Origin of the sequence: Heyndrickxia oleronia (assembly GCF_017809215.1) — a bacterium.
In the GTDB taxonomy this organism is placed as follows: Bacteria; Bacillota; Bacilli; order Bacillales; family Bacillaceae_C; genus Heyndrickxia; species Heyndrickxia oleronia.
The window spans coordinates 4,371,359-4,391,907 of sequence record NZ_CP065424.1; the positions used below are offsets into that span (position 1 = coordinate 4,371,359).

At 33.8% G+C, this 20,549-nt stretch carries 29 protein-coding genes and 1 pseudogene; 14 read left to right on the forward strand and 16 right to left on the reverse strand.

What is annotated here, in order from left to right:
• Window positions 1–79: 79 nt before the first annotated feature.
• The 12 genes from I5818_RS22010 to I5818_RS22065 all read right to left on the reverse strand — a co-directional run bounded on the left by I5818_RS22010 (window position 80) and on the right by I5818_RS22065 (window position 6,678).
• Window positions 80–781, reverse strand: a complete 702-nt coding sequence (locus tag I5818_RS22010) for an MBL fold metallo-hydrolase (RefSeq protein WP_078109930.1) — start codon at window positions 779–781, stop codon at window positions 80–82.
• The gene (locus I5818_RS22015) at window positions 781–1,692 is read right to left on the reverse strand and encodes a recombinase RecT (protein WP_058003092.1); all 912 of its coding nucleotides are present in this window, start codon (window positions 1,690–1,692) and stop codon (window positions 781–783) included. The genes I5818_RS22010 and I5818_RS22015 overlap by 1 nt, the downstream gene beginning before the upstream one ends.
• Window positions 1,689–1,871, reverse strand: coding sequence for a hypothetical protein (locus tag I5818_RS22020; protein WP_058003093.1), 183 nt, complete (start codon window positions 1,869–1,871; stop codon window positions 1,689–1,691). Before I5818_RS22020 ends, I5818_RS22015 begins: the two co-directional genes overlap by 4 nt.
• Entirely contained in the window at window positions 1,871–3,853 is a 1,983-nt protein-coding gene (locus I5818_RS22025) for an AAA family ATPase (protein WP_078109931.1), read from the reverse strand. The genes I5818_RS22020 and I5818_RS22025 overlap by 1 nt, the downstream gene beginning before the upstream one ends.
• 78 nt (window positions 3,854–3,931) lie before the next feature.
• Window positions 3,932–4,114, reverse strand: a complete 183-nt coding sequence (locus tag I5818_RS22030) for a hypothetical protein (protein WP_078109932.1) — start codon at window positions 4,112–4,114, stop codon at window positions 3,932–3,934.
• On the reverse strand, window positions 4,107–4,256 hold the full coding sequence (locus tag I5818_RS22035) for a hypothetical protein (RefSeq protein WP_209391817.1): 150 nt from the start codon (window positions 4,254–4,256) through the stop codon (window positions 4,107–4,109). Before I5818_RS22035 ends, I5818_RS22030 begins: the two co-directional genes overlap by 8 nt.
• Window positions 4,257–4,458: 202 nt before the next feature.
• A complete protein-coding gene (locus I5818_RS22040; RefSeq protein ID WP_169846890.1) occupies window positions 4,459–4,611 on the reverse strand; it encodes a hypothetical protein in 153 nt (50 codons plus the stop codon).
• Window positions 4,612–4,653: 42 nt separating this feature from the next.
• Window positions 4,654–5,181: a hypothetical protein gene (locus I5818_RS22045; RefSeq protein WP_078109933.1), complete on the reverse strand. Its 528-nt coding sequence runs from the start codon at window positions 5,179–5,181 to the stop codon at window positions 4,654–4,656.
• 63 nt (window positions 5,182–5,244) lie between these two features.
• On the reverse strand, window positions 5,245–5,547 hold the full coding sequence (locus I5818_RS22050) for a hypothetical protein (protein ID WP_078109934.1): 303 nt from the start codon (window positions 5,545–5,547) through the stop codon (window positions 5,245–5,247).
• Between the two features lie 16 nt (window positions 5,548–5,563).
• On the reverse strand, window positions 5,564–5,719 hold the full coding sequence (locus I5818_RS22055) for a hypothetical protein (RefSeq protein WP_169846891.1): 156 nt from the start codon (window positions 5,717–5,719) through the stop codon (window positions 5,564–5,566).
• A 20-nt stretch (window positions 5,720–5,739) separates the two neighbouring features.
• Window positions 5,740–6,438 carry a BRO family protein gene (locus tag I5818_RS22060; RefSeq protein WP_078109935.1) on the reverse strand — a complete coding sequence of 233 codons (699 nt, stop codon included), beginning with the start codon at window positions 6,436–6,438 and terminating at the stop codon, window positions 5,740–5,742.
• The gene (locus I5818_RS22065) at window positions 6,439–6,678 is read right to left on the reverse strand and encodes a helix-turn-helix domain-containing protein (RefSeq protein WP_078109936.1); all 240 of its coding nucleotides are present in this window, start codon (window positions 6,676–6,678) and stop codon (window positions 6,439–6,441) included.
• Window positions 6,679–6,852: 174 nt separating this feature from the next.
• On the opposite strand from I5818_RS22065, the gene I5818_RS22070 reads away from it, so the two are divergent.
• From I5818_RS22070 to I5818_RS22130, 14 genes and pseudogenes are all read left to right on the forward strand, one after another.
• Window positions 6,853–7,206 carry a helix-turn-helix domain-containing protein gene (locus I5818_RS22070; protein ID WP_078109937.1) on the forward strand — a complete coding sequence of 118 codons (354 nt, stop codon included), beginning with the start codon at window positions 6,853–6,855 and terminating at the stop codon, window positions 7,204–7,206.
• Window positions 7,207–7,313: 107 nt separating this feature from the next.
• Window positions 7,314–7,925, forward strand: coding sequence for an ImmA/IrrE family metallo-endopeptidase (locus I5818_RS22075; protein ID WP_244975355.1), 612 nt, complete (start codon window positions 7,314–7,316; stop codon window positions 7,923–7,925).
• On the forward strand, window positions 7,925–8,308 hold the full coding sequence (locus I5818_RS22080) for a hypothetical protein (protein ID WP_078111431.1): 384 nt from the start codon (window positions 7,925–7,927) through the stop codon (window positions 8,306–8,308). Before I5818_RS22075 ends, I5818_RS22080 begins: the two co-directional genes overlap by 1 nt.
• Before the next feature lie 116 nt (window positions 8,309–8,424).
• A complete protein-coding gene (locus I5818_RS22085; RefSeq protein ID WP_078111430.1) occupies window positions 8,425–9,222 on the forward strand; it encodes a hypothetical protein in 798 nt (265 codons plus the stop codon).
• Window positions 9,223–9,242: 20 nt separating this feature from the next.
• Complete coding sequence (locus I5818_RS22090; RefSeq protein ID WP_078111429.1) at window positions 9,243–9,860, forward strand: hypothetical protein; 618 nt, start codon at window positions 9,243–9,245, stop codon at window positions 9,858–9,860.
• Window positions 9,847–10,440 carry a hypothetical protein gene (locus I5818_RS22095; protein WP_209391818.1) on the forward strand — a complete coding sequence of 198 codons (594 nt, stop codon included), beginning with the start codon at window positions 9,847–9,849 and terminating at the stop codon, window positions 10,438–10,440. The genes I5818_RS22090 and I5818_RS22095 overlap by 14 nt, the downstream gene beginning before the upstream one ends.
• A gap of 166 nt (window positions 10,441–10,606) precedes the next feature.
• The gene (locus I5818_RS22100) at window positions 10,607–10,837 is read left to right on the forward strand and encodes an Arm DNA-binding domain-containing protein (RefSeq protein WP_169846999.1); all 231 of its coding nucleotides are present in this window, start codon (window positions 10,607–10,609) and stop codon (window positions 10,835–10,837) included.
• A pseudogene (locus I5818_RS26515) lies at window positions 10,779–10,904 on the forward strand (site-specific integrase); the annotation flags it as partial. The gene I5818_RS22100 and the pseudogene I5818_RS26515, both read left to right, overlap by 59 nt.
• A 12-nt stretch (window positions 10,905–10,916) precedes the next feature.
• Window positions 10,917–11,771 (forward strand): tyrosine-type recombinase/integrase, encoded by an 855-nt coding sequence (locus tag I5818_RS22105; RefSeq protein WP_478210445.1) that lies wholly within the window; start codon window positions 10,917–10,919, stop codon window positions 11,769–11,771.
• 554 nt (window positions 11,772–12,325) lie between these two features.
• On the forward strand, window positions 12,326–12,841 hold the full coding sequence (locus tag I5818_RS22110; protein WP_078111522.1) for a DUF3189 family protein: 516 nt from the start codon (window positions 12,326–12,328) through the stop codon (window positions 12,839–12,841).
• Window positions 12,842–13,420: 579 nt separating this feature from the next.
• The gene (locus tag I5818_RS22115; protein WP_169846946.1) at window positions 13,421–13,597 is read left to right on the forward strand and encodes a hypothetical protein; all 177 of its coding nucleotides are present in this window, start codon (window positions 13,421–13,423) and stop codon (window positions 13,595–13,597) included.
• Between the two features lie 75 nt (window positions 13,598–13,672).
• Window positions 13,673–14,245, forward strand: coding sequence for a GNAT family N-acetyltransferase (locus I5818_RS22120; RefSeq protein ID WP_235849744.1), 573 nt, complete (start codon window positions 13,673–13,675; stop codon window positions 14,243–14,245).
• Between the two features lie 49 nt (window positions 14,246–14,294).
• A complete protein-coding gene (locus tag I5818_RS22125; protein ID WP_161809517.1) occupies window positions 14,295–14,447 on the forward strand; it encodes a hypothetical protein in 153 nt (50 codons plus the stop codon).
• Between the two features lie 106 nt (window positions 14,448–14,553).
• Entirely contained in the window at window positions 14,554–15,876 is a 1,323-nt protein-coding gene (locus I5818_RS22130) for a bifunctional folylpolyglutamate synthase/dihydrofolate synthase (RefSeq protein WP_169846947.1), read from the forward strand.
• Here the strand turns inward: I5818_RS22130 and I5818_RS22135 are convergent.
• The 4 genes from I5818_RS22135 to I5818_RS22150 form a co-directional block, all read right to left on the reverse strand.
• The gene (locus I5818_RS22135; RefSeq protein WP_209391819.1) at window positions 15,852–16,913 is read right to left on the reverse strand and encodes a diguanylate cyclase; all 1,062 of its coding nucleotides are present in this window, start codon (window positions 16,911–16,913) and stop codon (window positions 15,852–15,854) included. The two genes, I5818_RS22130 and I5818_RS22135, sit on opposite strands and share 25 nt — an antisense overlap.
• A 69-nt stretch (window positions 16,914–16,982) precedes the next feature.
• A complete protein-coding gene (locus I5818_RS22140) occupies window positions 16,983–17,750 on the reverse strand; it encodes an IclR family transcriptional regulator (protein ID WP_078109383.1) in 768 nt (255 codons plus the stop codon).
• A gap of 64 nt (window positions 17,751–17,814) precedes the next feature.
• On the reverse strand, window positions 17,815–18,987 hold the full coding sequence (locus I5818_RS22145) for a saccharopine dehydrogenase family protein (protein ID WP_078109384.1): 1,173 nt from the start codon (window positions 18,985–18,987) through the stop codon (window positions 17,815–17,817).
• Window positions 18,988–19,036: 49 nt separating this feature from the next.
• Complete coding sequence (locus tag I5818_RS22150; RefSeq protein WP_078109385.1) at window positions 19,037–20,539, reverse strand: aldehyde dehydrogenase family protein; 1,503 nt, start codon at window positions 20,537–20,539, stop codon at window positions 19,037–19,039.
• Between the last annotated feature and the right edge of the window lie 10 nt (window positions 20,540–20,549).

A 20,549-nucleotide genomic window follows, 5' to 3' on the forward strand; every position in this document is an offset into this window, starting at 1 on the left:
CACCCTTTCATCATTTGCCTGTAGTATATTCCTAAAATCGTTCATCAAATTTCGCATTTATGATATAAAAGGAAACTTTTTAAGGGATAATAACCATCTTCCCTGTTAGTTGCATGACTTCTTTCTTAAACAAATCAGCATCACTATTTGAATCACTCAAGTGCAGCATCCAGATCTCCTGAACCTTTTTTAAATCATTCGCCTTAAGAAACTCTTTGAAGTTTTCTAAGCTCATATGCGACTTTATAAGGCGTTTTTTCATTAGTTTTGGTGTTCGACCACTAGCAATGTTTTCGCTTAGCATTTCCATAGAGTAATTACACTCCACCATGATGTGAGTTAACCCCTGGAATCTGTATTTGATGTAATAGGTATCAGTGGCAAATAAAACCTTCTCGCCTTCTTGATTAGCTAATAGAAAGCCATATGGCTCTGATACATCGTGTTGAACATCAAACGGTAAAATGGCCCAGGTACCGATTTGAAACTGCTCTTTCGCTTTCACATGCTTTATTCTGTGATGTTGAACATTGATAGCTCCTGCCGTTCCCTCTGACATGTAGCAATCTATTCCAGCCTTAAGAACATCCTTAATTGCCTTACAGTGATCTCCGTGCTCATGAGTAACTAAACACCCTGCGATATTCGCAGTTTGGAAATTAAGTTGTCTTTGAACCTCTTTAAATCTGATCCCTGCCTCCAGTAGCAAGGGAGTGCTACCATCTGTTATGTAGTAGCAATTCCCTGCACTAGAACTTCCGAATGCTTTGATTTCAATCATTAGAAGTTAGGTCCTGTTCCTGTGTGTTCAAATTGCATTTGTTCTTGGTTGACATCGACCTGCTGAGAAGACTGATCTTCAATTTGATTTGGTTCTTCTGGATCCACTTCATATTCCACATCGATAATTTCACTATTTGCGTTTTGCTGGATTTCTTCCTGTACTTGCGCCTCTTCTGCAGCTTCACTTGAACGATTAATATGTTGCATCAGAAGACTACTATCATCAGAGGAATTTAAGAACTTCTTACAAGCACGATTGATGACTGTTTTCTTAGCCATTTCCTGTTTAAATTCATCATGAGTGCTTCCTTTACGTTCTTCTGCTTGATCTTTCCCCCACATTTGCGATTTTTTCCAAGCTTGCCTAATCTCGTCCATTGTCATTAATTCGTGATATACATTGTCTTTATCGATAACAATCGTGCAGTAAGCACCGATGATATTTTCCTTATTGATGTTCCCGAATTTTTGTTTATGGACTAGATTTGTGATTCTACCATTAACCATTTCATATACCACTTCGTCACCCTCATAGATAACAGCTGCATCTATGCTCTTCGCCCCGGTTACTCTTTTGGTAACACCCATAGTTCCAAAGTAAGAACGCATACAAACTAATTGGTTTCCATAAACAATGAAGTAACATTGCTTTTTAGATGGGTTTAATCCTTGGACTACCATATCTAGTAAAGCATTCGCCACGCTATCCCTAGTACAAATCTCTAAAGCAGGACGTTTATTTCTATCCTTAGTTTCCTGTAAAATTAACCATGCACTTTTCATAGCATTATCAGGAGAATAACCCGCAGGGAAGTGTAATTCCCCACGTTCTTGAAACTCTCGAACCTTCGATGCCACGACATCGACTGTATCTTTTTTGACCATTGCTAATTGATTTTGATTACTCATTTATCATCATCCTCTCCATTGATTTCAATTGCTGTAGTATGCACATCCTCGGTAGCCTCATTGATAAAACTTTTATTATTTGCACGTCTGAATAGATACAATGCCTCTTGTGCGTTTGAAGCAGCAATCTCTGCTCTTGAGACCATATTCCTAACTTCTTCAACTAAAAACTTTGGCATTAGATAGCCTCCTTCAACGAATCTTGATTTTCGACACGCAGTACCTTGTCCTTTTCAGATACAACCAAGCTAATCGTTTGTGATTTTGTTTCTATTAACTTTGTTACAGCTTCACGGTTATCGATAAAGATAGGGGCAAGTAATCCATAATGCTCAGATAAAGTGTTAATGATGTCCAAACCGACATTGATACGTGCTGCATTATTCAGTCCAGAGTCATATGGAACACCGTTAAAAGTAGTTACACATGTTTCCTTTAATCCACCATTGATTTGTTCCTCAAATAATTTGAATCGAGCATATTTGAACTTAGAATTGATTTTTTCCTCAAGTAAATTTACCTTGGTACGAATAAATTCTTCTGTAAGGAAATTCTCCTTTTCCAATTTTTCATATTCAGCAGCTAGCTTTCTTTCTTGCTGGGTAAGTTCCTCGATCCGTTTTTGGGATTGATCAACAATCGAGAACTTATTTAAATCCTGCTGATACTGATCACGTTCTGATTTAAGCTTTGCTATTTCCTCTTGAATCGATAAAATGGATTCTTGCGCAAAGCTACGTAAATCATTTATTTCGCTTTCAAGGTTCGATTTTTCTTGAAGCTTAGCAACGTATTGATCATTTTCTGTGATATCGATAATGTTGCTTTCCAATGCCTTAAGCTGTTTGTCTAGTTTGGAAAGAATTTCGTTCTTTTCAGAAATTTGATCAGTAATCTTTTCATATTCTTTGGATAAATTCTCATTATCCGTAAGGAATTTTTGCTTTTGTTCATTACCTCGTTTGCCTTTTTCGTTAATATCCTCTAGCTTTTTAGCCTTAGATAAATTAAATTGAGATAATGCTGTATCCCTTGCTGCTGAGACTTGCTCTTCAGGTAAAGATTGTCCACATGTTGGGCACTCACAAGCATCTGTATGAACAAACTCTTGACTATTTATCTCATGCCAATCTTGACGGAGTTGAACTAAACTCTCTTCAATCCGCTTGATATTGTCATCGTTATACCGCTTCTGATTTTTCAAGTTTTCAAGTTTGGAATTTAAAATAGAAACATTAGATTGTTCTTCTTGAATCCTAGCTTTTAATTTATAAACCTCATCCTTGGATCCTGATTCATGCTCTTGTTTGATTCGTAATAGTTCTATTTCAATTTCTTGAATAGCTTTCTGCTTTTGAGTGATTGCATTACCGTTTCGGATATTACTTATTTGATCCGTCTTTTCATCAATCTCTTTATTAATTTGGTTTATAGCGCCTTCTAGCATTTGCTTGTTTAATCCACTCAAATCCGGCAATCCAATATTTATTTCATCAATTCGAACCGGTATTTTTTCTAATTGCTTATTGATTTCTTTTTGTTTAGCAACAATCATTGCTATATGACCTTCGATGCTACGACCTTCAAGTATAGCTGGCAGTTCAGCAAGTGATTTTTGAGATGCAATTACTTCTTCATCTGTCACATCACCTGCGACTTGAAGCAATGTTTTACGACAATCCTGCCATTTAAGTTGTTCATTAAAATAAGTTGGGCTTGTGAGAAGCTTGAATATTTCTTCATCGATGATGGATGCAACCTTATCAACATACTCTTTCTTCTTACTTGGTACACCATCGATAAAATAGTCTGTAGTATGTCCAGTAAATTCTGATTGTGCAGAACCACGCTTCTTGGTCCATTTTTCTGTATAAACCTTTTTTAACGTCAAAGGTCTACCATCGATTGATAACTTCGCTTCAACCTCATGATCTAATCCATGAAGCTTATTTCCTTTGGAATCAAGCGTTTTGATTGCAAATTCTTTTTTGTTCCGGCTGTCTTTATCAAATAACACCCATACAAAAGCATCGAACAACGTAGTTTTTCCAGTGGCGTTATCACCGAAAGCTTTTACATTTTCACCATTTGCCTGCAGGGTAAAGCTTTTTACCCCTTTAAAATTCTTAAGATTCAATTCGAGAAGTTTTAATGTTTTCATAAATTTCCCTCCACTTGATGCCAACTATAAAATCGTTTATAATCGGCTTATAATATGATATTTAGAATTTTTGACACGTTAGCCGACGTGTCTTTTATTTTGCTTTGCTAAATCAAATTCAAGTGACAAATAAATTTCAGCCACATCTATATATGCTCTGGACCCATCTAGTGTTAGGTGATACTTTTTCAACCATTCGTATAGTGGTCTTGCTTCTGGAGACATTGGTTCATAGATTGGGCCGTTTTTTGTTTCAATCATCTTCCTCACCTCCCTCGGGATCTTTAGCCTCGTGACTAAATTCCATATCGGTTGTTCCGCAGAATGGACAAAATGTAGGTTCCTGTCCGTCCTTAACTGCAAAATCATGGTTTTGCCAACAGACATAAACGTCTAATACCAACTTAATCCTCCTTTTAATATGTAGTGATGGTTAGTATCCATCCTCATGACCAGGAACCGGCTTTCAACTAAGGGGGTGGGGTTGTCCAGTTCCTAGCCATGAGGACAGGCACTAAGTGCCCATCTTGCTTGATTTTGTATAGAGTGATATAATCCATTTATCCAAGATTCGTTGATTCTGATGCAGTAAGTTAAGTACCCGCTTAGCTTGCTGCTTTTTCATTTATTTTGAATAAAGTAGATTTAACGACTAATTCCTGTTGCATTAAAAGTTTCTTATTTTCCTTCATTTCCTTACAGATAGCTTTAACCTCACTAGCCTTCATTAATTTGCTTGTAGAAAACATAAATTTCATTTTTTACTTCCTCCTATCTAATAATGTTTAATTGGTTAGTGTTTATTGAATCCATCCACGAGCTTTCCAAACTGGCTGCCTTTTCTTCATTTGGTCCTTTAGTGGAATGCTATATTCAGTTGCTAGAATTGCTCTTAAATTAGTGAGTGCCATAATCGCATCTGATACTTCATCAATGGCTTGAGCAACCCTTTCTTTTTCTTCCCTACTCGTTTCAGATGGTGGTTTCACAAAGCTAACATCATGTAAAATTTGTATTGCTTCTTGCATCTCATTAACTGCAAACTCTTCAAATGCTAAACGATGATGTTCAATGGCTTTTCCTTTTAAAACAGGTGATGTATATCCTCCACTAAATTCATAGATAAGCTCCATTGCATAGGTAGGGTCGTTATAAACCTGTAATGACTGTTTAGCGATATCCTTTTGCATCTTTCTTCTATCATTTTTCATATGACTTACCAGCTGAGGTGAAACGTTCAGATCTAAAGCTAACTGAACTCCCTCAATTTCTTCCTCTTGCAGGAGTGTTTGAATGGCCCCTCCTGCATATGCTGAATCCTTTATCATTGTTCTCTCCCCTTTGTATTGATTGGTATATTTTTCTATACATGAAGTTCTAGTAATCTATGATTAGATAACTTTTTCGAAGTATTTGGAGTTACTTTCCAACCATCTAGTATTTAGATCAATCCATTCGATAAGACGATGCGTTGGTATAAGTACCCCTGCTTCACGAAAAACAGGGAAATCAGGTCTATTTAAAAGTTCAGATGCTTTGGTTTGACTTATTCTTAAAAATTCCATCAATTCCTTACGGGTCAACATTGGAGGAAGTTGATTTTTACGAACAACATCACCCATAGCTTTTTCGATTTCTTGTCTTAAAACTTCACGGAACTTTTCGTCAGCGAAATCTAGGTTTACTTGAATCATTGTTTTTCACCGTCCTTTATGGATTTGTGCTTTCAAGAATCTTAAGAACTTCTTTAATGTCAGATAATATTTCTTGATTGTCCCGATAATCATCATTTTGGATATTCACTGCTATTCCATAGAGTTTGTATTTTAGCTCGGCCCAGATGAATTTTTCTGTTAGATCATTCATGGTGAAGGCCCCCTTTGAAATTAAGAAACTCGTTTAGGAATCCAGTTTTCTACATATCGAATAGCTGATTGAAGTTCCTTACGTTTTACATCTTTATAGGAAGCAACACCGAAGCGATCTTTGATTTCACGATAAATTTCCTTGAATAGCTTTGGTCTTTCTTTAGGATCATCACAGAGTTCATAAATTTTTGAAGCAATGCCTTTTTGTAATCGTCGTTGCTCGCCATGATCTAAGGTGATTTGTTCTTCCACTTTGTTATCTATTTGAGTAACTAATTTACGGATTTCATGCTGTTCTTCCTTTATCGCTTGAGTATCTTCAACGAGGTCAGCAGTCGTTCTCAAAACAGTGACCAACGCTTGATCTTTAGAAAGTGGAACAACTTTGTTAGTTGAGTATTGACCAGTTTTTCTTATAGAAGGAAGAACTTCTTGCTTAACCCACTTTTTAAAGATTTTTGCTTCTGATTTTCTGCTTGAAAAAATTAATTCATAAAGGCCAGATTCATTGATAAGGTTCATTTCCTTATTGCCAAACTGGGTAGGTATTACCGACATAGCTTTTTCATCTTCATCCAATCGATTTACAGCATCACGACTATTAGAAATTTCTAAAATGACACAGACATCTTTTGCGACAAACCATGGTTCATCGTTTTTGAAAATCATTCGAAGATCTCGACCTTTAAAATTGAAAATGTGTTGTAGCTCTTTCATTTAGCAAACCTCCTTGGTTTCATCTGAATTAAACTTTACGTTGAAATTATGTTCAAAAAAAATCGAAGCTGGTACTCCTAATGTTTCAGATATTATCTCAAGTTCTTTTATAGTGATAGGTCTTTTACCAGTTTCTTTCATACTATATGACTGTACTGTAAGGTTTAACTGGTTTGCGATTTCTAATTGACCAATATTTTTAGCTTTTCGAATAACTTTAATTTTCTCGTTTAATTCCATCTACTCACCACCCTTTTTCAACGTAATGTTTAATTTCTATATTTTTATTATATCAACGTTTTGTTTAATGTCAATCGATTTTTGTATAAAAATTAACTTTTTGTTTAAATGATTTAACGCTATGTTTAATTGTTGTAGAATTAATATAAATATTTATAGAAATTGGTGAATTCCATGAGTTTAGGAAGTAGATTAAAAAAAGAAAGAGAAAAACGAAATTGGTCTCAAATTACTGTTGCTAAAAAGATTGGTATCACAAATGCTGTTTTATCAAACTATGAAAGAGATGTAAGAGATCCAGATACTGAGACTTTAAGAAAATTCGCCGAACTATATGAAGTTTCTAGTGACTATTTACTAGGAAGAAAAGAAGACCCTACATATACTAATAAAGATGAAGAGTTTGAAGCTTTCATTAATGATCCTGATCTTCAACGCTGGTACAAAGAACTACCTAGTTCGAAAGAAGAGGATCTCCGTAAATTACGCAAAATGTGGGAGATTATTAAAAGCGAAGAAAACGATTAATTAAAGGTACTAATATTACTTCCATGACAATACAAATTTTTAAGTCCTTACTGGACTTTTCTTTATAACTAAATGCCGAACATACATTCTTAAAAGGAGTCATCATAGTGCTGTATACATATACTCAACTTGAAGATTACATAAAAAAATTGTATGCCTACTTAGATATTAATGAGCCAAATAATATTGATATAAACGATATAGCTTGTAAATTAGATATAAGATTAAAGTTCTGGGATGAAAAAAGTGAAGCTAATTTTATTTGCGGAAAGTTTTATATTTGGTTAAATAAATTTCTTTCTAAACAAGAATCATGGGAAGAATTCGGACATGAATTATGTCATGTATTGACCCATGAAGGACACCAATCATATATGAAAAAACAATTTTTACAATATCAAGAAATTAAAGCAGAAAACTTTTCACTGCATTTCTGCGTTCCTACCTTCATGCTATTAAAATATGAAATTGCAAATTACTACAATTTAAAAGAAGGTATTTCGTTTATAACAGAGTTATTTAATGTAACTGAGGATTTTGCTAGAAAGCGATTAATTCACTTTCAAAATCAAATCCAACAAGCAAAATCAGATGAGCAACATAGAAAATATATGGAATCTTTATACCGTAAAGCTCCGCCATATTCCGATGAGACCAATTCAATTTTACATAAATTAAATATCTTGTTAGAGAAGAAAAAGAAAGGGGTTTCACTGTAATGCCACAACAAAGAGTTTATCATGAATATGTTAATGAAAAATTAATACCCTACTGGTACGTGTTAACTTTTAAATCATTTGAAATCAATTGGGACAAGCCTATACATTACTTTGATGTTATTAAACCATTTGAGTATTTTGAACGTGATCAGTTCGATGAATCAATTATTACTTTTTCGTTATACAAAACAGATTTTTTATTAAATGCAGACTTCCCCAATAAACTCGGAATAAATCTTAAATCAATAAAAAAGAGATTAACTGTTGAGGGTATCGACCCTCAAATTGTTCACCAATTTATAGTTCCTATTCCAGATGTAGATGAAGTACTGAATTTAATTCCAAATAAAAGGAAAATAAACTTTAATGTCGAAATATTATAATTAATGTAGAATTCTAATTATATCTACTGGATCTCACTTTTCGTCATAAAATTATGCAATCTTGGCGGAAGGTGATATTGATAAATCAGTATCAAACTAGAAAGGTGGAAATTAGATTGACTGTTTTTAATATTTACAAATTAAATGATAATGACCAATTAGATTTATTTTTTTCTAAACACGACGGGAGTATTGATTTACAAAAAGTAATGGAGAAGATGGAAGAGTTTACATCACCTAACGAAAATGGAGTTATTAATGGCGAGGGATTTTTAAAGATAAGAATGGAAAAAATATTAGACCATTCCTTAATTGAATCATTTGCTACGGGTAGAGGTTCATTAGGTTATTACAACCAAGCTTACTTTTCAGATAGCGATGAAAATGTCACTTCTCAAAGAAGAGAATATTCATTTTTTAGTAAGGCTCGTATTTTTTTAACAGAAGATAATTTATTGATAATTTTTTGTGATGATACCGCGGAAGAAAAAATAAAAAGTAATGTGAAAAATTTAGTAGAATCACTTGGTTTTGATGTTTCAAATTTGCGATTATCTGATAAACTAATGAGGAAAGTAAGAAGTAAATATAAGTGGAATGAAGTAAGACTAGAAAAGGTAGATAATGAGAAGGATAGTACAAAAAAAGTTTATTATGAAATCGATACTGCAGACAGCGATAACGAATCATTAATCGACCAAATCTACAAAGATCAAGGAAAGATGGTACAAATCTCTTTTGAGATGCCAAGTTTCGAAGAGACGGATGGTCCAAATTTAAAAACAGTGAAGCTATATAAGAATGACAACAGAATTGTATTAAATTCAAGTGAGTTTTCAGGCTTTGACAATCAAAAAAACTTTGTAATATTCTTGTCATACAAATTAATTGAATTAGAAAATGAAGAAGATTAAAAACGAAAGGGGTGAAATAAATGAATTTTGCCTTATTCAAATTTGATAATAAAAATTTCCACTTTCAAAACAGTGAAAAGAAGAAAACATGGAAATTGTTTTCTAAAAAGGATGACGATGTATCGTTGTTTAACTCGACAAAAATTTCACCTAAAACATATCATATAGTTTTTCATATTTCTGACGAGTACATTGGTGGTACCAAAAAAGGTGGTGAAGAATTAAAATTACCATTTTCACAATATGTTAATTCTTTCTTAACCAACAATATATTATTTGTGGAAAATATCCAAACAAATTATGTAGAATTAATTAAAAAATTTATTATTGATGAATATGGAGAAACACCACGACAAATTATTTTTGAAAATAATAATTTTGTAGAAATTATTCAAAGAACAAATGGATTTGTAAAAAAACTGGAGTATATAGATGAAAATGATAATGACATTGAAATGGAAAGTCTCGAAATAAGCGAGTTAGATAAATTAGAGAATAACTGGACAATTGACTATGTGAATTTTTTATCAAACAGTACATTTTTATCATTAAAAAAACAGGGGAAGTTATCTATTAATTCTAATGATGAAGAAAAACTCCTTAATATAATTGAGGTAATATCTAGTGCAATTTATTAATTGGGTAATTCAAATTCTATTATTTTTCTGCGGAGGTCTTTTAGGAAACTATTTAGGTCTAAACACTTGGTATATTGCACTTACAATAGTGATAATTGCTGCAGAAGGAATAACAATATCTTTATTACTTAACTTAAATGGTGAATTGAAAAAGGAATTAGAATCACATAAGGACACTATTTCAAAGGAATTATTAAATAGAAAATCACAGGGACAAAATACTGCTGATATTACAATTTTTCCAAAAAGTGAATTAGTATTTGACACAGGGAGATCTTGTGAATTATCAGTTATTATCAATACACCCACAGTTATGGGCGAAGATTTCGATTTACAACTACTATCTGACAAAGAAGTAAAAATATTAGTTGCAGGTAATAATACAATAACACCAAAATTTCATTCTGGTAGGTTTATGTATCTAATAAGTGGTAACTTCTCAACAAAAAAAAGTAGTAAATATCAAAAGTATGAATTAAACATTTTGTCTATTACTAATAACCAATCTACAAATATTGAAATTTTAGCCCAGAATCAGGAACTTTCCGGAATGAAATCTTTTATCATTCAATCACATTAAAATAAATGTCTATTAATTACACTTCACCTATTAAAGGATGAAGTTTTCTTTTAGAAATAAAACAGAACATACGTTTCTTTTCTTAACATTTGTATTTATCCCCCTCTTTAACAATACAGAAATATCAGCAATGCTCATATTAGGGAAACAAGGAGTGAAAATATAAATGAGAGAACCCAAAATATACGAAATGACTGGTGGTTACGGTTTTAGACTGGATATTGGTATTGACCCCGTGTCAGGAAAAAGAAAACAAAAGCGTTTTGGTCCTTATCGAACTAAAACAGAAACACGAAGAATGCTTGCCCAAAAGATACTCGAAATCGAATCTGGAACCTTTGTTAATCCCCAAAATATTAAAATTAAAGGACTTTTTACTTCAATGGTTAGAACATAAGCACAAGCATGTAGCTGCTGGCACTTTTGCTCATTACAAACCTTATGTAATGAATCACCTCATCCCTAACTTGGGTAATATGAAAATTGATCAATTAAAGCCTTCCCATATTCAGGAAATGTATGATTCTTATATTGAAGAAGAAATCCTTTCAAATCAGTCAATAGTTCATATGCATAGAATATTAAATAATGCATTTAATAAGGCTATTGAATGGGAATTAGCAATCAAGAATCCTTGCTCTGTAATTAAACCTCCTAAACCAGAGAGAATTCAAATGAAGGTTTGGGATGAAATGGATGTATCTTTCTTTCTAGACTTTACCAAAGAAAAACGATTTTTCGTTGCCTATTTATTAGCCCTAACCACCGGAATGAGAAAAGGGGAAATTTTAGGATTAAGATGGCAGGATTTTGATTTCATTAATTCTTACCTTTCAGTAAGACAAGCAGTTACTAAGAAAAAAGGTGGAGGCTATGAATTAGGTCCACTAAAAACGGAACATGCTTATCGAAATATTTCATTAGACGAACATGTCATTGAACTGTTAAAAAATTATAAGCACGAACAGATGAAATATAAAATGAAAAATCGCATTACCTATAATGATCAAGATCTATTAATAACCAATTCAACAGGATCTTTTATATTGCCAAGGAATCTAGATCGAGAATGGTTAAAAGACTTGGATGAATCAATGCTGAAAAAGATACGATTTCATGATATGCGCCACACACATGCAACTCTACTACTAAAACAAGGTGTTCATCCTAAAGTTGTTCAAGAAAGACTTGGGCATTATTCCGTAACTGTCACATTGGATATGTATTCACACGTTTTACCAAACATCCAGCAAGCAGCTGCAAAACAATTTGGAGAAAATATATTTGGTAAAAATAATATAAAAAAGTCGGCACAAAATTGGCACGAATGAAATGGAAATCCATAAAAAAATACGAAAGTTTGTTTGCATATTATTTAACTAATTTCAGATAAACCAACACATATAAAAGCATGTAAAACGATGTAAAACTACCTAAACGGTTTCCTAAACCATGCGTCGGAGGTTCGAGTCCTCTCGGGGCCGTTAATAAAAACTCAAAAAAGACAAGGATTTCAGTAATTTTGAAATCCTTGTCTTTTTTCGTATCTGAACTAATGAAAAGAATTGTAACATCTAATGAAGTACAATCGTTTGCAGAATAAGAACAAAAATAATATGCAAACTAACTCTCAAGGTATGTAAATAGAGATTAGGATAACTCGATTTTCAAAAGCATTTTTTACTTTTGGGTTAGTTTTATTTTGATTTTTGAAAAGTCTTGAAATCATTTTAATAAATTACACTAATCGCCTATTTAAAATAGATTAATAATAATTTTCTTGTCATTTCCCTATTATTTTTCTAACTTTGAGAAATACCCTACCTATTAAATACAGAATTATTTGCAGTTAACTTACTTTTGAATTTTTTGAAAGGAAGATTTTATGATATATATTTATAACGACTACGGTGGAACCCATACCACTTCATTGGCTGCAGCTATTCATTTGCAAATTCTTAAACCACCATTCACATCTCTATCAAAAGAGGAAATTTTAGCAGTTCCTTATTTTAACAAACTAAGCAAAAAAGATTTCGGTACGTTTATATTTCATGGAAAAGATGCGGAAGGAAACTCCGTTTATACATTAGGTAGAAAATCGCAAAATCTTGTCATTCCTTCACTTTTAAATTTCGGAATTCTTCTATTGAAACATTTCAAAGTGGAGGAACGGATTATTTTTTCTAATACGTCACCTACTGTCCCTTTTTCTATGTCCTTAGGAGGATTTCTCGCGAAAGGATTAAAATTAAATCGTATCGGGGTTCCATTATTAGTAATGGGAGCCCAAAAATGTGTGAATCATATTCATGAATTAGTGGAAAATACCAAACGAACCGCACTTACTCCAACTCATGAGAAAATTATCGTCTTAGAAAATAAACAATATAAAATTTAGAGTAATAAAAGTAAAGATATCGATTTATACATACTTGCTAGATAAAGGGAAAGGAAAAAATAGGTGTGTATTATTAGTCATATCAAGTTCTTTTGTTTTCTTCCCACCAATAGAATCATGTTCATTTAATGGGGGATCTTGTTAATTTTTAAAGCATCTAGATACCCTTTTTTAACCGCTGATTATCCTGTGCATATCTTTTGTTCCCACTCACCTATACCACCTGTTTCGTATCCTCTAATTTTAATCATTAACAGCTAATCTACCATTCGATTTAACTTCACAATATTCCATCAAATTTGAAACTTACTATTCATTCGTTCGTAAATATAGATAAAGGGGAAATTCATTATGCATAAAAAAAAGTATATTACCTTAATCATACCCGCACTATTTCTGTCCATACTAGGCATACTTTATCTTCCAGAAAGATATAAAAATTACTCTTTCCTAATATTAGTGTTAGCCTGGACAATTTATTACATATGGATATATTTTGAAAAAAGAAAAATCCGAAGTAAAACCGAATAATCCGTTCAAAATGGATTAAATTTTCCAACAATGGTGGTGATAATATTTATGGAAATACAATTTATCTCAGGTTTATTTCCTATCATTTTTTGGATATTCTTAGTATTTTTATGTATCTACATTGTAAGATCCATTCGCCGCTCATCAGACATAAAAGTTAAGCAATTAGAAAGAATTGAGAAAAAAGTTGACCAACTATTAAATGAACAAAAAAGGATAAAATAATATACAACAACAATGGTTGCAGGATTTTCTCCCCTTATGTCGAATTTCATAGTAGAAAAAAGTCGGAGGGTTATTATGGATTTACTGACAGGAGAACATGTTAAATTAACTGCACTTCATGAAAGCGATTTAGAGACGATCCTGACATGGTTTGATGATACAGAATTTTCCCATTTATTTGATGCAATGCCTGCCACTCCCCGCTCAAAATCACAATTAACAAAATGGTTTGAAGAGTTTTCTGATTCAAACACCCAATACCTATTTGCGATAAGAAATTTACATACTAGTGCACTGGTTGGATACATTGAACTCGACGGAATTCTGTGGAATAATCGAGTATGCTGGATTGCTATTGCAATTGGCGGAAAAGATCTTCGTGGGAAGGGATATGGTTATGAAAGCATGAAGCTTGCATTAGATTTCGCCTTTTACGAGCTAAATCTAGACCGCGTGCAGCTCACTGTATTTGATTACAATGTACCTGCTCTTTCCTTATATAAGAAGCTAGGATTCCAACAGGAAGGAATCTATCGAGAGTTTCTACAGCGCCACGGAAAGACGTATGATATGCTATTATTCGGTCTCTTAAAAAGGGAATGGAAGACTAGAACTGAAATTAATGAAAATTTAGCGAAAAAATCATGAAATTTCATCCAATGACCTGCATACCTTTTATTAAAAGGGGATGAGGATCATGTTGGATTATGTGATTACATTTGGTGTTCTTATCACAATAATAGGTTTCTCAGGATGGACATTTATTTATGGCATTATACAAGCATTAGATCTTGAAGATGCCAATAGAGTCGATCCATTACCAAAGGAACCTGACAATAAGGTTGTCTAATAAGCTTTTTAGACAACCTATTTTTTCGGTTTGTATTTTCTTGAGATTTAATACGCTTATGGTAAAATTTTATCATGACTATCGCAAAAAACAGGAGTTTCATACTATGGTGAATTCACGGTACAATCACGCTCTTAGCTATCTTTCAAAATTTAATGGTCGAACAATGAATCGAAAAAATGGGTTTCACCACCAGATTATGAGAGATTTACTCGAACTATTTTCCATTCATCTATCTGAATTTCAGTTTATTCAAATCACTGGCTCCTGCGGGAAAGGTAGCACTGCACATTTTATTTCAGCTATCCTTACACAGCATTCCTATCCGCATGGACTTTTTACTGGACCTCATCTCACCCATTATGAAGAACGATTTTCACATAATGGAAAAAGGATTGACCGTGAGGATTTTATTACCTTAGTAGAAGTAGTTGAAAATAAGCTTAGCAATTATGAGTTTGAGCAATATGTTGCTCATATGCATATTATGATAGTGATCGCACTTCTTTATTTTAAGCAACAAGGACTTCAACTAATTGTATTTGAAAATGGAGTAGGAGGAAAAACAGATCCATCCAATGTGATTGATCCACTTATTGCCGTCTTTACGGAGATTACGATGGATCATTCCCATCTATTAGGAGCAACAATTGAGGATATTATTATCGATAAATCCTGTATTATTAAAGAATCCACCCAATATGCTATTTGTGGAATGAATAATGTTCAAGCAAGGAACTATTTATTAAAGCTTGAAGCACTTGATGGAACAAAATTCCATTTTATCAATCGTGATTATGGATTTATAATGAAGCAATCTGATAAAAATGGAAGTATATTCTATTATAAAGGAAATTATTTTTTAATAGAAAAACAACAATTACAAATGCTTGGTACCCATCAGATTCAAAATGCTAGTAATGCACTAGCGGTTAGTGAAGCATTAATAGAGATGGGCTATTCATTTGATAAAGAAAAAATTATGCACGCCCTAAGACATGTCCAATCTTCATGTAGAATGGAGCTCCTAGAAATAGAAGGACAACAATTCTTGTTTGATGGTGCCCATAATTCACTAGAATTAAAAACCTTAAAAGAAAACATCGATTCATTAAACATGCCGATTTCGATTGTTATTATGTCTATCTCCTCCAATAAAGAGATTAGTACAATGCTTCGTTCCATTGAGATTCCTAATGCAATCTATGTGTTTACGCCACATCCATTTTTGGAGAGAAATAGCAGCAGCGAAGATATTCATCACACGCTTCGCTCAATTGGAAAAACAAATTATATTTTTCTTGACAACATAGCTGATGTGTTTGATTATGTATTTCACCAAACACAACGCACAGGAATCGTATTAGTTACTGGTTCTCTATATCTAGTTGGGTATGTAAAAGATTATTTTATCGAACATACCACTTGATTCCTTCCATTCATTTTTGCTTTATATAGCTGTTCATCAGCTGTCTTTACTGCATACTCTAGTTTTGAATTGGCTGGAAATGAAGCCACTCCAATTGAAATAGTAACTTGACCTATAAGCTCCCCAGTTTTTCTATAGAACTGGGAGGTTTCAACATCTTTTCTAACCTCTTCAAATGTTTGGAGAGCTTCTTCAAACGTATCTGTCTGTTTAAAAAAAATAAACTCTTCCCCACCGTAGCGGGCTACTATAGTCCTTTGCTGTCTATGTTTCAATAAAATCTTCGCAAAATTTCTTAAAACTAAATCTCCAGTTTGATGACCATATGTGTCATTGATCTTTTTAAAATGATCAATATCAATCATAGCAATATATCCACCCTCACTGTTTAAATGCTTAAGTGCTTTTATTTCCTCATAAAATCTTTTCATATTAAACAATTTTGTTAATGAATCATGTTCTGCATTAAACTTAAATTGGTTAAGTAAATGAAGATGATGGTAAGATAGTTTAGTGAAAGCAAATAATATTAATACACTTAATTGAAATGTCACATAACGCATCATATAAAAGTTTATATCTAAATCGACAAAAAATAAAAATGGAAGATCACAAACTGCCCAAATGATAGTAGAAAAAAATAGCACCTTCATTACTCCAAATTTTCCCCAATGAAAAAAACGACGGATAATCAAACTCAATATTGCTGGTATGATAATTGAAAAAATAATACCAGGAAATGCCCCCGCTCCACCTAATATAAATCTCCATACACTTGCTATAATGACAACTGGAATCGCAAAAATCACTCCATGCATAACAGATATAAAGGAGATGGGAATGGCCCTTAAATCAAATCGAAATTTCTCTTCTATCAATATAGGAAAATAAAATAAACTAATAACTGTAAATGAGACAATAATAACATGTAATACTGCATTCCTTATCCCTTGCTTTTTATTTGCAAAATACAAAGGCTGGAGACATAGATGCATAAATAATATAATTGCTATATTTGATAACATTGTTTTCAGCACTTCTGTAAACCTTCTTCCAAATTAAACAATAACACTAATATAGCAATTATCATTGATAAAAGATAGCACTTAAATCGAACATGAACGATGCCCTAACTCGGAGGAAATTTTTTTAGAAATAATCCTTGTCTTGTCTTTAATATTCTCTAAATTCCTACCCTCAAAGCGATAATAAGGGCCACTTACCGCAAGAGAAGCGATTACTTCACCGTAATAATTATATATAGGAAATGATATTCCGATTGTTCCCTCATCCTGTTCTCCATAACTAACAGAGAAACCATTTCTTTGGATTTCTTCTATTTCCTTCATTAACCGATCTTTACTCAAGAGATCTTTTTTAAAATCTTGTAAAGTCGTCTTCTCTATTATTGCTTTTCTCTTTTCATCTGATAAATAGGCTAATAGTAATTTGGGGCCGGAACCAAGATAAAGAGGCGACCTCTTTCCAATTCTTGTATATAGCCGTAATGCATGGGTACTTTCCACTTTTTCAATATAAACAGCCTCATCCTGATGGACAATGACTAAGTGGACAACCTCATTTATATCATTGGCCAATTCTTTCATAAAGGGGAGCGAAATCTTCCTTAATTCCAATTGATCCGATACCAATTGTCCTAACTCCATTAGCTTTAATCCAAGTCTGTAACGCTTATCATAGTCAGAATCCCTTGTTTTCGTTAGAAAGCCACAATATTCTAATGATGACAATAAACGATAGACCGTTGGCTTTGGTAATTGAACAAGCTCAGTTATTTCCTTTAAGCTCAATTCAGGTCTTTCCTCTGAGAAAAAGTCCAAAAGGCTTAATGCCTTAATAATACTTTGATTCACTTTGTTCTACTCCTTTTCAAGCTATAAAATACTCCCCCTATTTATTAGAGGGAGAGAAACAGGATTATACATTAACATTAGAACGAGATTGCGAACTTTTATCCACTATATTAACATCGCGCTTTGCCATTTCTTCAATATAAGCCCTTCCAGGAACAATTTTTTCTGGTGGGTATACACCTTTTTGAGAAATAAGTCCACTACCAATCATTTGGGCTACAACAGATATCGTATTTGCAGTAGCCCGAGCCATGGCGGTTACTTGATTCACACGATCTTTATAGGTGATCAATTCATATTCTAGCTTTTTCTTTGCACCATTTTTATTTCCTTCAACAATCACTCTAAGAAGTACAGCATCATCTTTCTCACCTAGCTCAACTATCGGATCTAATGCTTTTAATAAGACATCCCGGGGCTTGATTTTTTGACCGTTTACTTCTACTTCATAATCACTTCTTGTTAGATTTAGATCAACTAGTAATTTAAACTTTTCTGCATGCCCCTGATACCGTATCGTTTTATATTCAAGTGTCTCTACATCTGGATAGGACAGGGATAATGTCGATGTTCCACCTGCTGTATGAAATGCTTCTAGTGGACCAAATCTTTCAAAATGGATTGTTTCAATCTCAGATAAAGAAGGAACCTCCTGTTTGATTCCGTTTCTTATAACTAAAGATGGATCAGTATAGTGATCGAATACCCCCTCCATAGAAAATACATGATTATACTCAAGTGGTGGTTCAGGTACGACAGGAATACCACCTACATAAATTTTAATCGATTTAACCTCATCCAGCTGACTAGCACCATAACCAGTAAGAATATTAATCATTCCAGGTGCTACACCTAAATCAGGAATCAACGTCACATTTGCATTTTTTGCATCCTCATGCATTGCCAAAACATGATCTGTCGCGTGCCCAATATGCCCTCCTAAATCTACACAGTTTACCCCCACATCAATCGCTGCTCTAGCCACTTTTTCATTGAAAGTATAAAAAAGAGCATTAATAACGACATCATAATCACGGATAAAATTTGCCAATTGATCTTGGTTAGTTGCATCTAAGTAGGCAGATGATAGTTTCGTAGATTGCAGCTGCTGGCATACAGCCTCAGCTCTTTTCACATCCACATCCGCTAATGTAACTTTCTCCACACCTGCACTATTCACCAAATCTCTAGTTGCTTCCTTTCCCATAAGTCCAGCACCTAAAACAGCGATTTTCATGAAAATTCCTCCCTTGATTGTTTCAAATTTGTTGATTAAAACGATTCAATTACTCTACATCTATTTGGGCACGTTGAAGCTTCCCACTATAATCCACATATATACTCTTCCATTCTGTAAATACATCTAGTGCTTGCACTCCTGAATCACGATGGCCATTTCCTGTACCTTTCGTTCCTCCAAATGGTAAATGTATCTCAGCACCAGTCGTTCCTGCATTAACATATACAATTCCAGTGTCTAAATCTCTTTGTGCAGCGAACACTCGATTCACATCTCTAGTAAAAATAGAACTTGATAATCCATATGTAACGCCATTGTTCACTTCAATTGCTTCTTCAAAGCTTTTGACTGGAATGATTGACACTACCGGTCCGAAAATTTCTTCCTGTGCAATTCTCATATCTGGTGTCACATCTGTAAATAAGGTGGGCTCATAATAATAGCCATTTCCAAGTCTATCATCCTTGACTATTGAACCACCTGCTAAAAGCTTTGCCCCTTCATTCTTTCCAATTCCAACATATTCATGGATCTTCTGAAGTGCACTTCCATTAATCACTGGACCTATCTTCACACTATCATCTAAACCATTTCCAAGTGTTAGTTTTTCCATTGCTACTAACAGCTGCTCTTCAAGTTTCTCCTTTACATCCTCATGAACAATAACCCGACTACATGCTGTACATCTTTGACCACTTGTTCCAAATGCGCTCCATAAAATTCCTTCTACAGCTAAAGTTAAATCTGCATCATCCATTACAATAACGGCATTTTTCCCACCCATTTCTAGGGATACTCGCTTTAACATTCTTCCACATGTTTCTGCAATCGTACGCCCTACCTCATTGGATCCTGTAAAAGAAATGACATCAATATCTGGATGCTCAACCATCGCATTCCCCACTTGGGAACCTGAGCCACAAACAAGATTTATCACTCCTTTTGGCAGCCCTGCTTCCTCAAATATCTTTACTAGTTCTCTAGCCATTAGCGGTGTTTCCGTTGCGGGCTTCCAAATGACTGCATTTCCTCCGACAATTGCAGGAAATGACTTCCATGTTGCAATAGCAATTGGGAAATTCCAAGGAGTAATAATACCAACAATCCCAACAGGAACGCGAATGCTCATCGCGACTTTATCTTTTAATTCGGATGGAGTTGTATTTCCGAATAACCTTCTTCCTTCCCCCGCCATATAAAAGGCCATATCAATTCCTTCTTGAACTTCTCCTCGTGCTTCTTCAATGACCTTTCCCATTTCTTGCGTCAAAATTCGGGATAACTCTTCCTTTCTGTCCTTCATAATGAGACCTACACGATATAAAATCTCAGCTCTTTGCGGAGCTGGTACTAAGGCCCACTTTTTTTGCGCCTTTTTTGCTGCTTCTACTGCAAGATCAACCTCTTTTTTTGATGAGAGTAAAATTTCCCCAATAGATTTTCCTGTTGCCGGATTAACAATTGATGTATATTTTTCTTCAGTTGGAACTGTCCACTCCCCATTGATATAATTAACTACTCTTTCTCCGCTAATGACTGTATTTAACATATTCCTATCT

Bases quoted from the DNA above. Each gene is read 5' to 3' on its own strand.
- I5818_RS22020 (WP_058003093.1), bottom strand. From the start codon at position 1,871: ATGCCAAAGTTTTTAGTTGAAGAAGTTAGGAATATGGTCTCAAGAGCA.
- I5818_RS22040 (WP_169846890.1), bottom strand. From the start codon at position 4,611: ATGAAATTTATGTTTTCTACAAGCAAATTAATGAAGGCTAGTGAGGTT.
- I5818_RS22025 (WP_078109931.1), bottom strand. From the start codon at position 3,853: ATGAAAACATTAAAACTTCTCGAATTGAATCTTAAGAATTTTAAAGGG.
- I5818_RS22060 (WP_078109935.1), bottom strand. From the start codon at position 6,438: ATGAAAGAGCTACAACACATTTTCAATTTTAAAGGTCGAGATCTTCGA.
- I5818_RS22120 (WP_235849744.1), top strand. From the start codon at position 13,673: ATGGATTTACTGACAGGAGAACATGTTAAATTAACTGCACTTCATGAA.
- I5818_RS22055 (WP_169846891.1), bottom strand. From the start codon at position 5,719: ATGAATGATCTAACAGAAAAATTCATCTGGGCCGAGCTAAAATACAAA.
- I5818_RS22090 (WP_078111429.1), top strand. From the start codon at position 9,243: ATGAATTTTGCCTTATTCAAATTTGATAATAAAAATTTCCACTTTCAA.
- I5818_RS22010 (WP_078109930.1), bottom strand. From the start codon at position 781: ATGATTGAAATCAAAGCATTCGGAAGTTCTAGTGCAGGGAATTGCTAC.
- I5818_RS22065 (WP_078109936.1), bottom strand. From the start codon at position 6,678: ATGGAATTAAACGAGAAAATTAAAGTTATTCGAAAAGCTAAAAATATT.
- I5818_RS22110 (WP_078111522.1), top strand. From the start codon at position 12,326: ATGATATATATTTATAACGACTACGGTGGAACCCATACCACTTCATTG.
- I5818_RS22080 (WP_078111431.1), top strand. From the start codon at position 7,925: ATGCCACAACAAAGAGTTTATCATGAATATGTTAATGAAAAATTAATA.
- I5818_RS22125 (WP_161809517.1), top strand. From the start codon at position 14,295: ATGTTGGATTATGTGATTACATTTGGTGTTCTTATCACAATAATAGGT.
- I5818_RS22115 (WP_169846946.1), top strand. From the start codon at position 13,421: ATGGAAATACAATTTATCTCAGGTTTATTTCCTATCATTTTTTGGATA.
- I5818_RS22100 (WP_169846999.1), top strand. From the start codon at position 10,607: ATGAGAGAACCCAAAATATACGAAATGACTGGTGGTTACGGTTTTAGA.
- I5818_RS22150 (WP_078109385.1), bottom strand. From the start codon at position 20,539: ATGTTAAATACAGTCATTAGCGGAGAAAGAGTAGTTAATTATATCAAT.
- I5818_RS22130 (WP_169846947.1), top strand. From the start codon at position 14,554: ATGGTGAATTCACGGTACAATCACGCTCTTAGCTATCTTTCAAAATTT.
- I5818_RS22050 (WP_078109934.1), bottom strand. From the start codon at position 5,547: ATGATTCAAGTAAACCTAGATTTCGCTGACGAAAAGTTCCGTGAAGTT.
- I5818_RS22045 (WP_078109933.1), bottom strand. From the start codon at position 5,181: ATGATAAAGGATTCAGCATATGCAGGAGGGGCCATTCAAACACTCCTG.
- I5818_RS22105 (WP_478210445.1), top strand. From the start codon at position 10,917: ATGAAAATTGATCAATTAAAGCCTTCCCATATTCAGGAAATGTATGAT.
- I5818_RS22070 (WP_078109937.1), top strand. From the start codon at position 6,853: ATGAGTTTAGGAAGTAGATTAAAAAAAGAAAGAGAAAAACGAAATTGG.
- I5818_RS22015 (WP_058003092.1), bottom strand. From the start codon at position 1,692: ATGAGTAATCAAAATCAATTAGCAATGGTCAAAAAAGATACAGTCGAT.
- I5818_RS22145 (WP_078109384.1), bottom strand. From the start codon at position 18,987: ATGAAAATCGCTGTTTTAGGTGCTGGACTTATGGGAAAGGAAGCAACT.
- I5818_RS22030 (WP_078109932.1), bottom strand. From the start codon at position 4,114: ATGATTGAAACAAAAAACGGCCCAATCTATGAACCAATGTCTCCAGAA.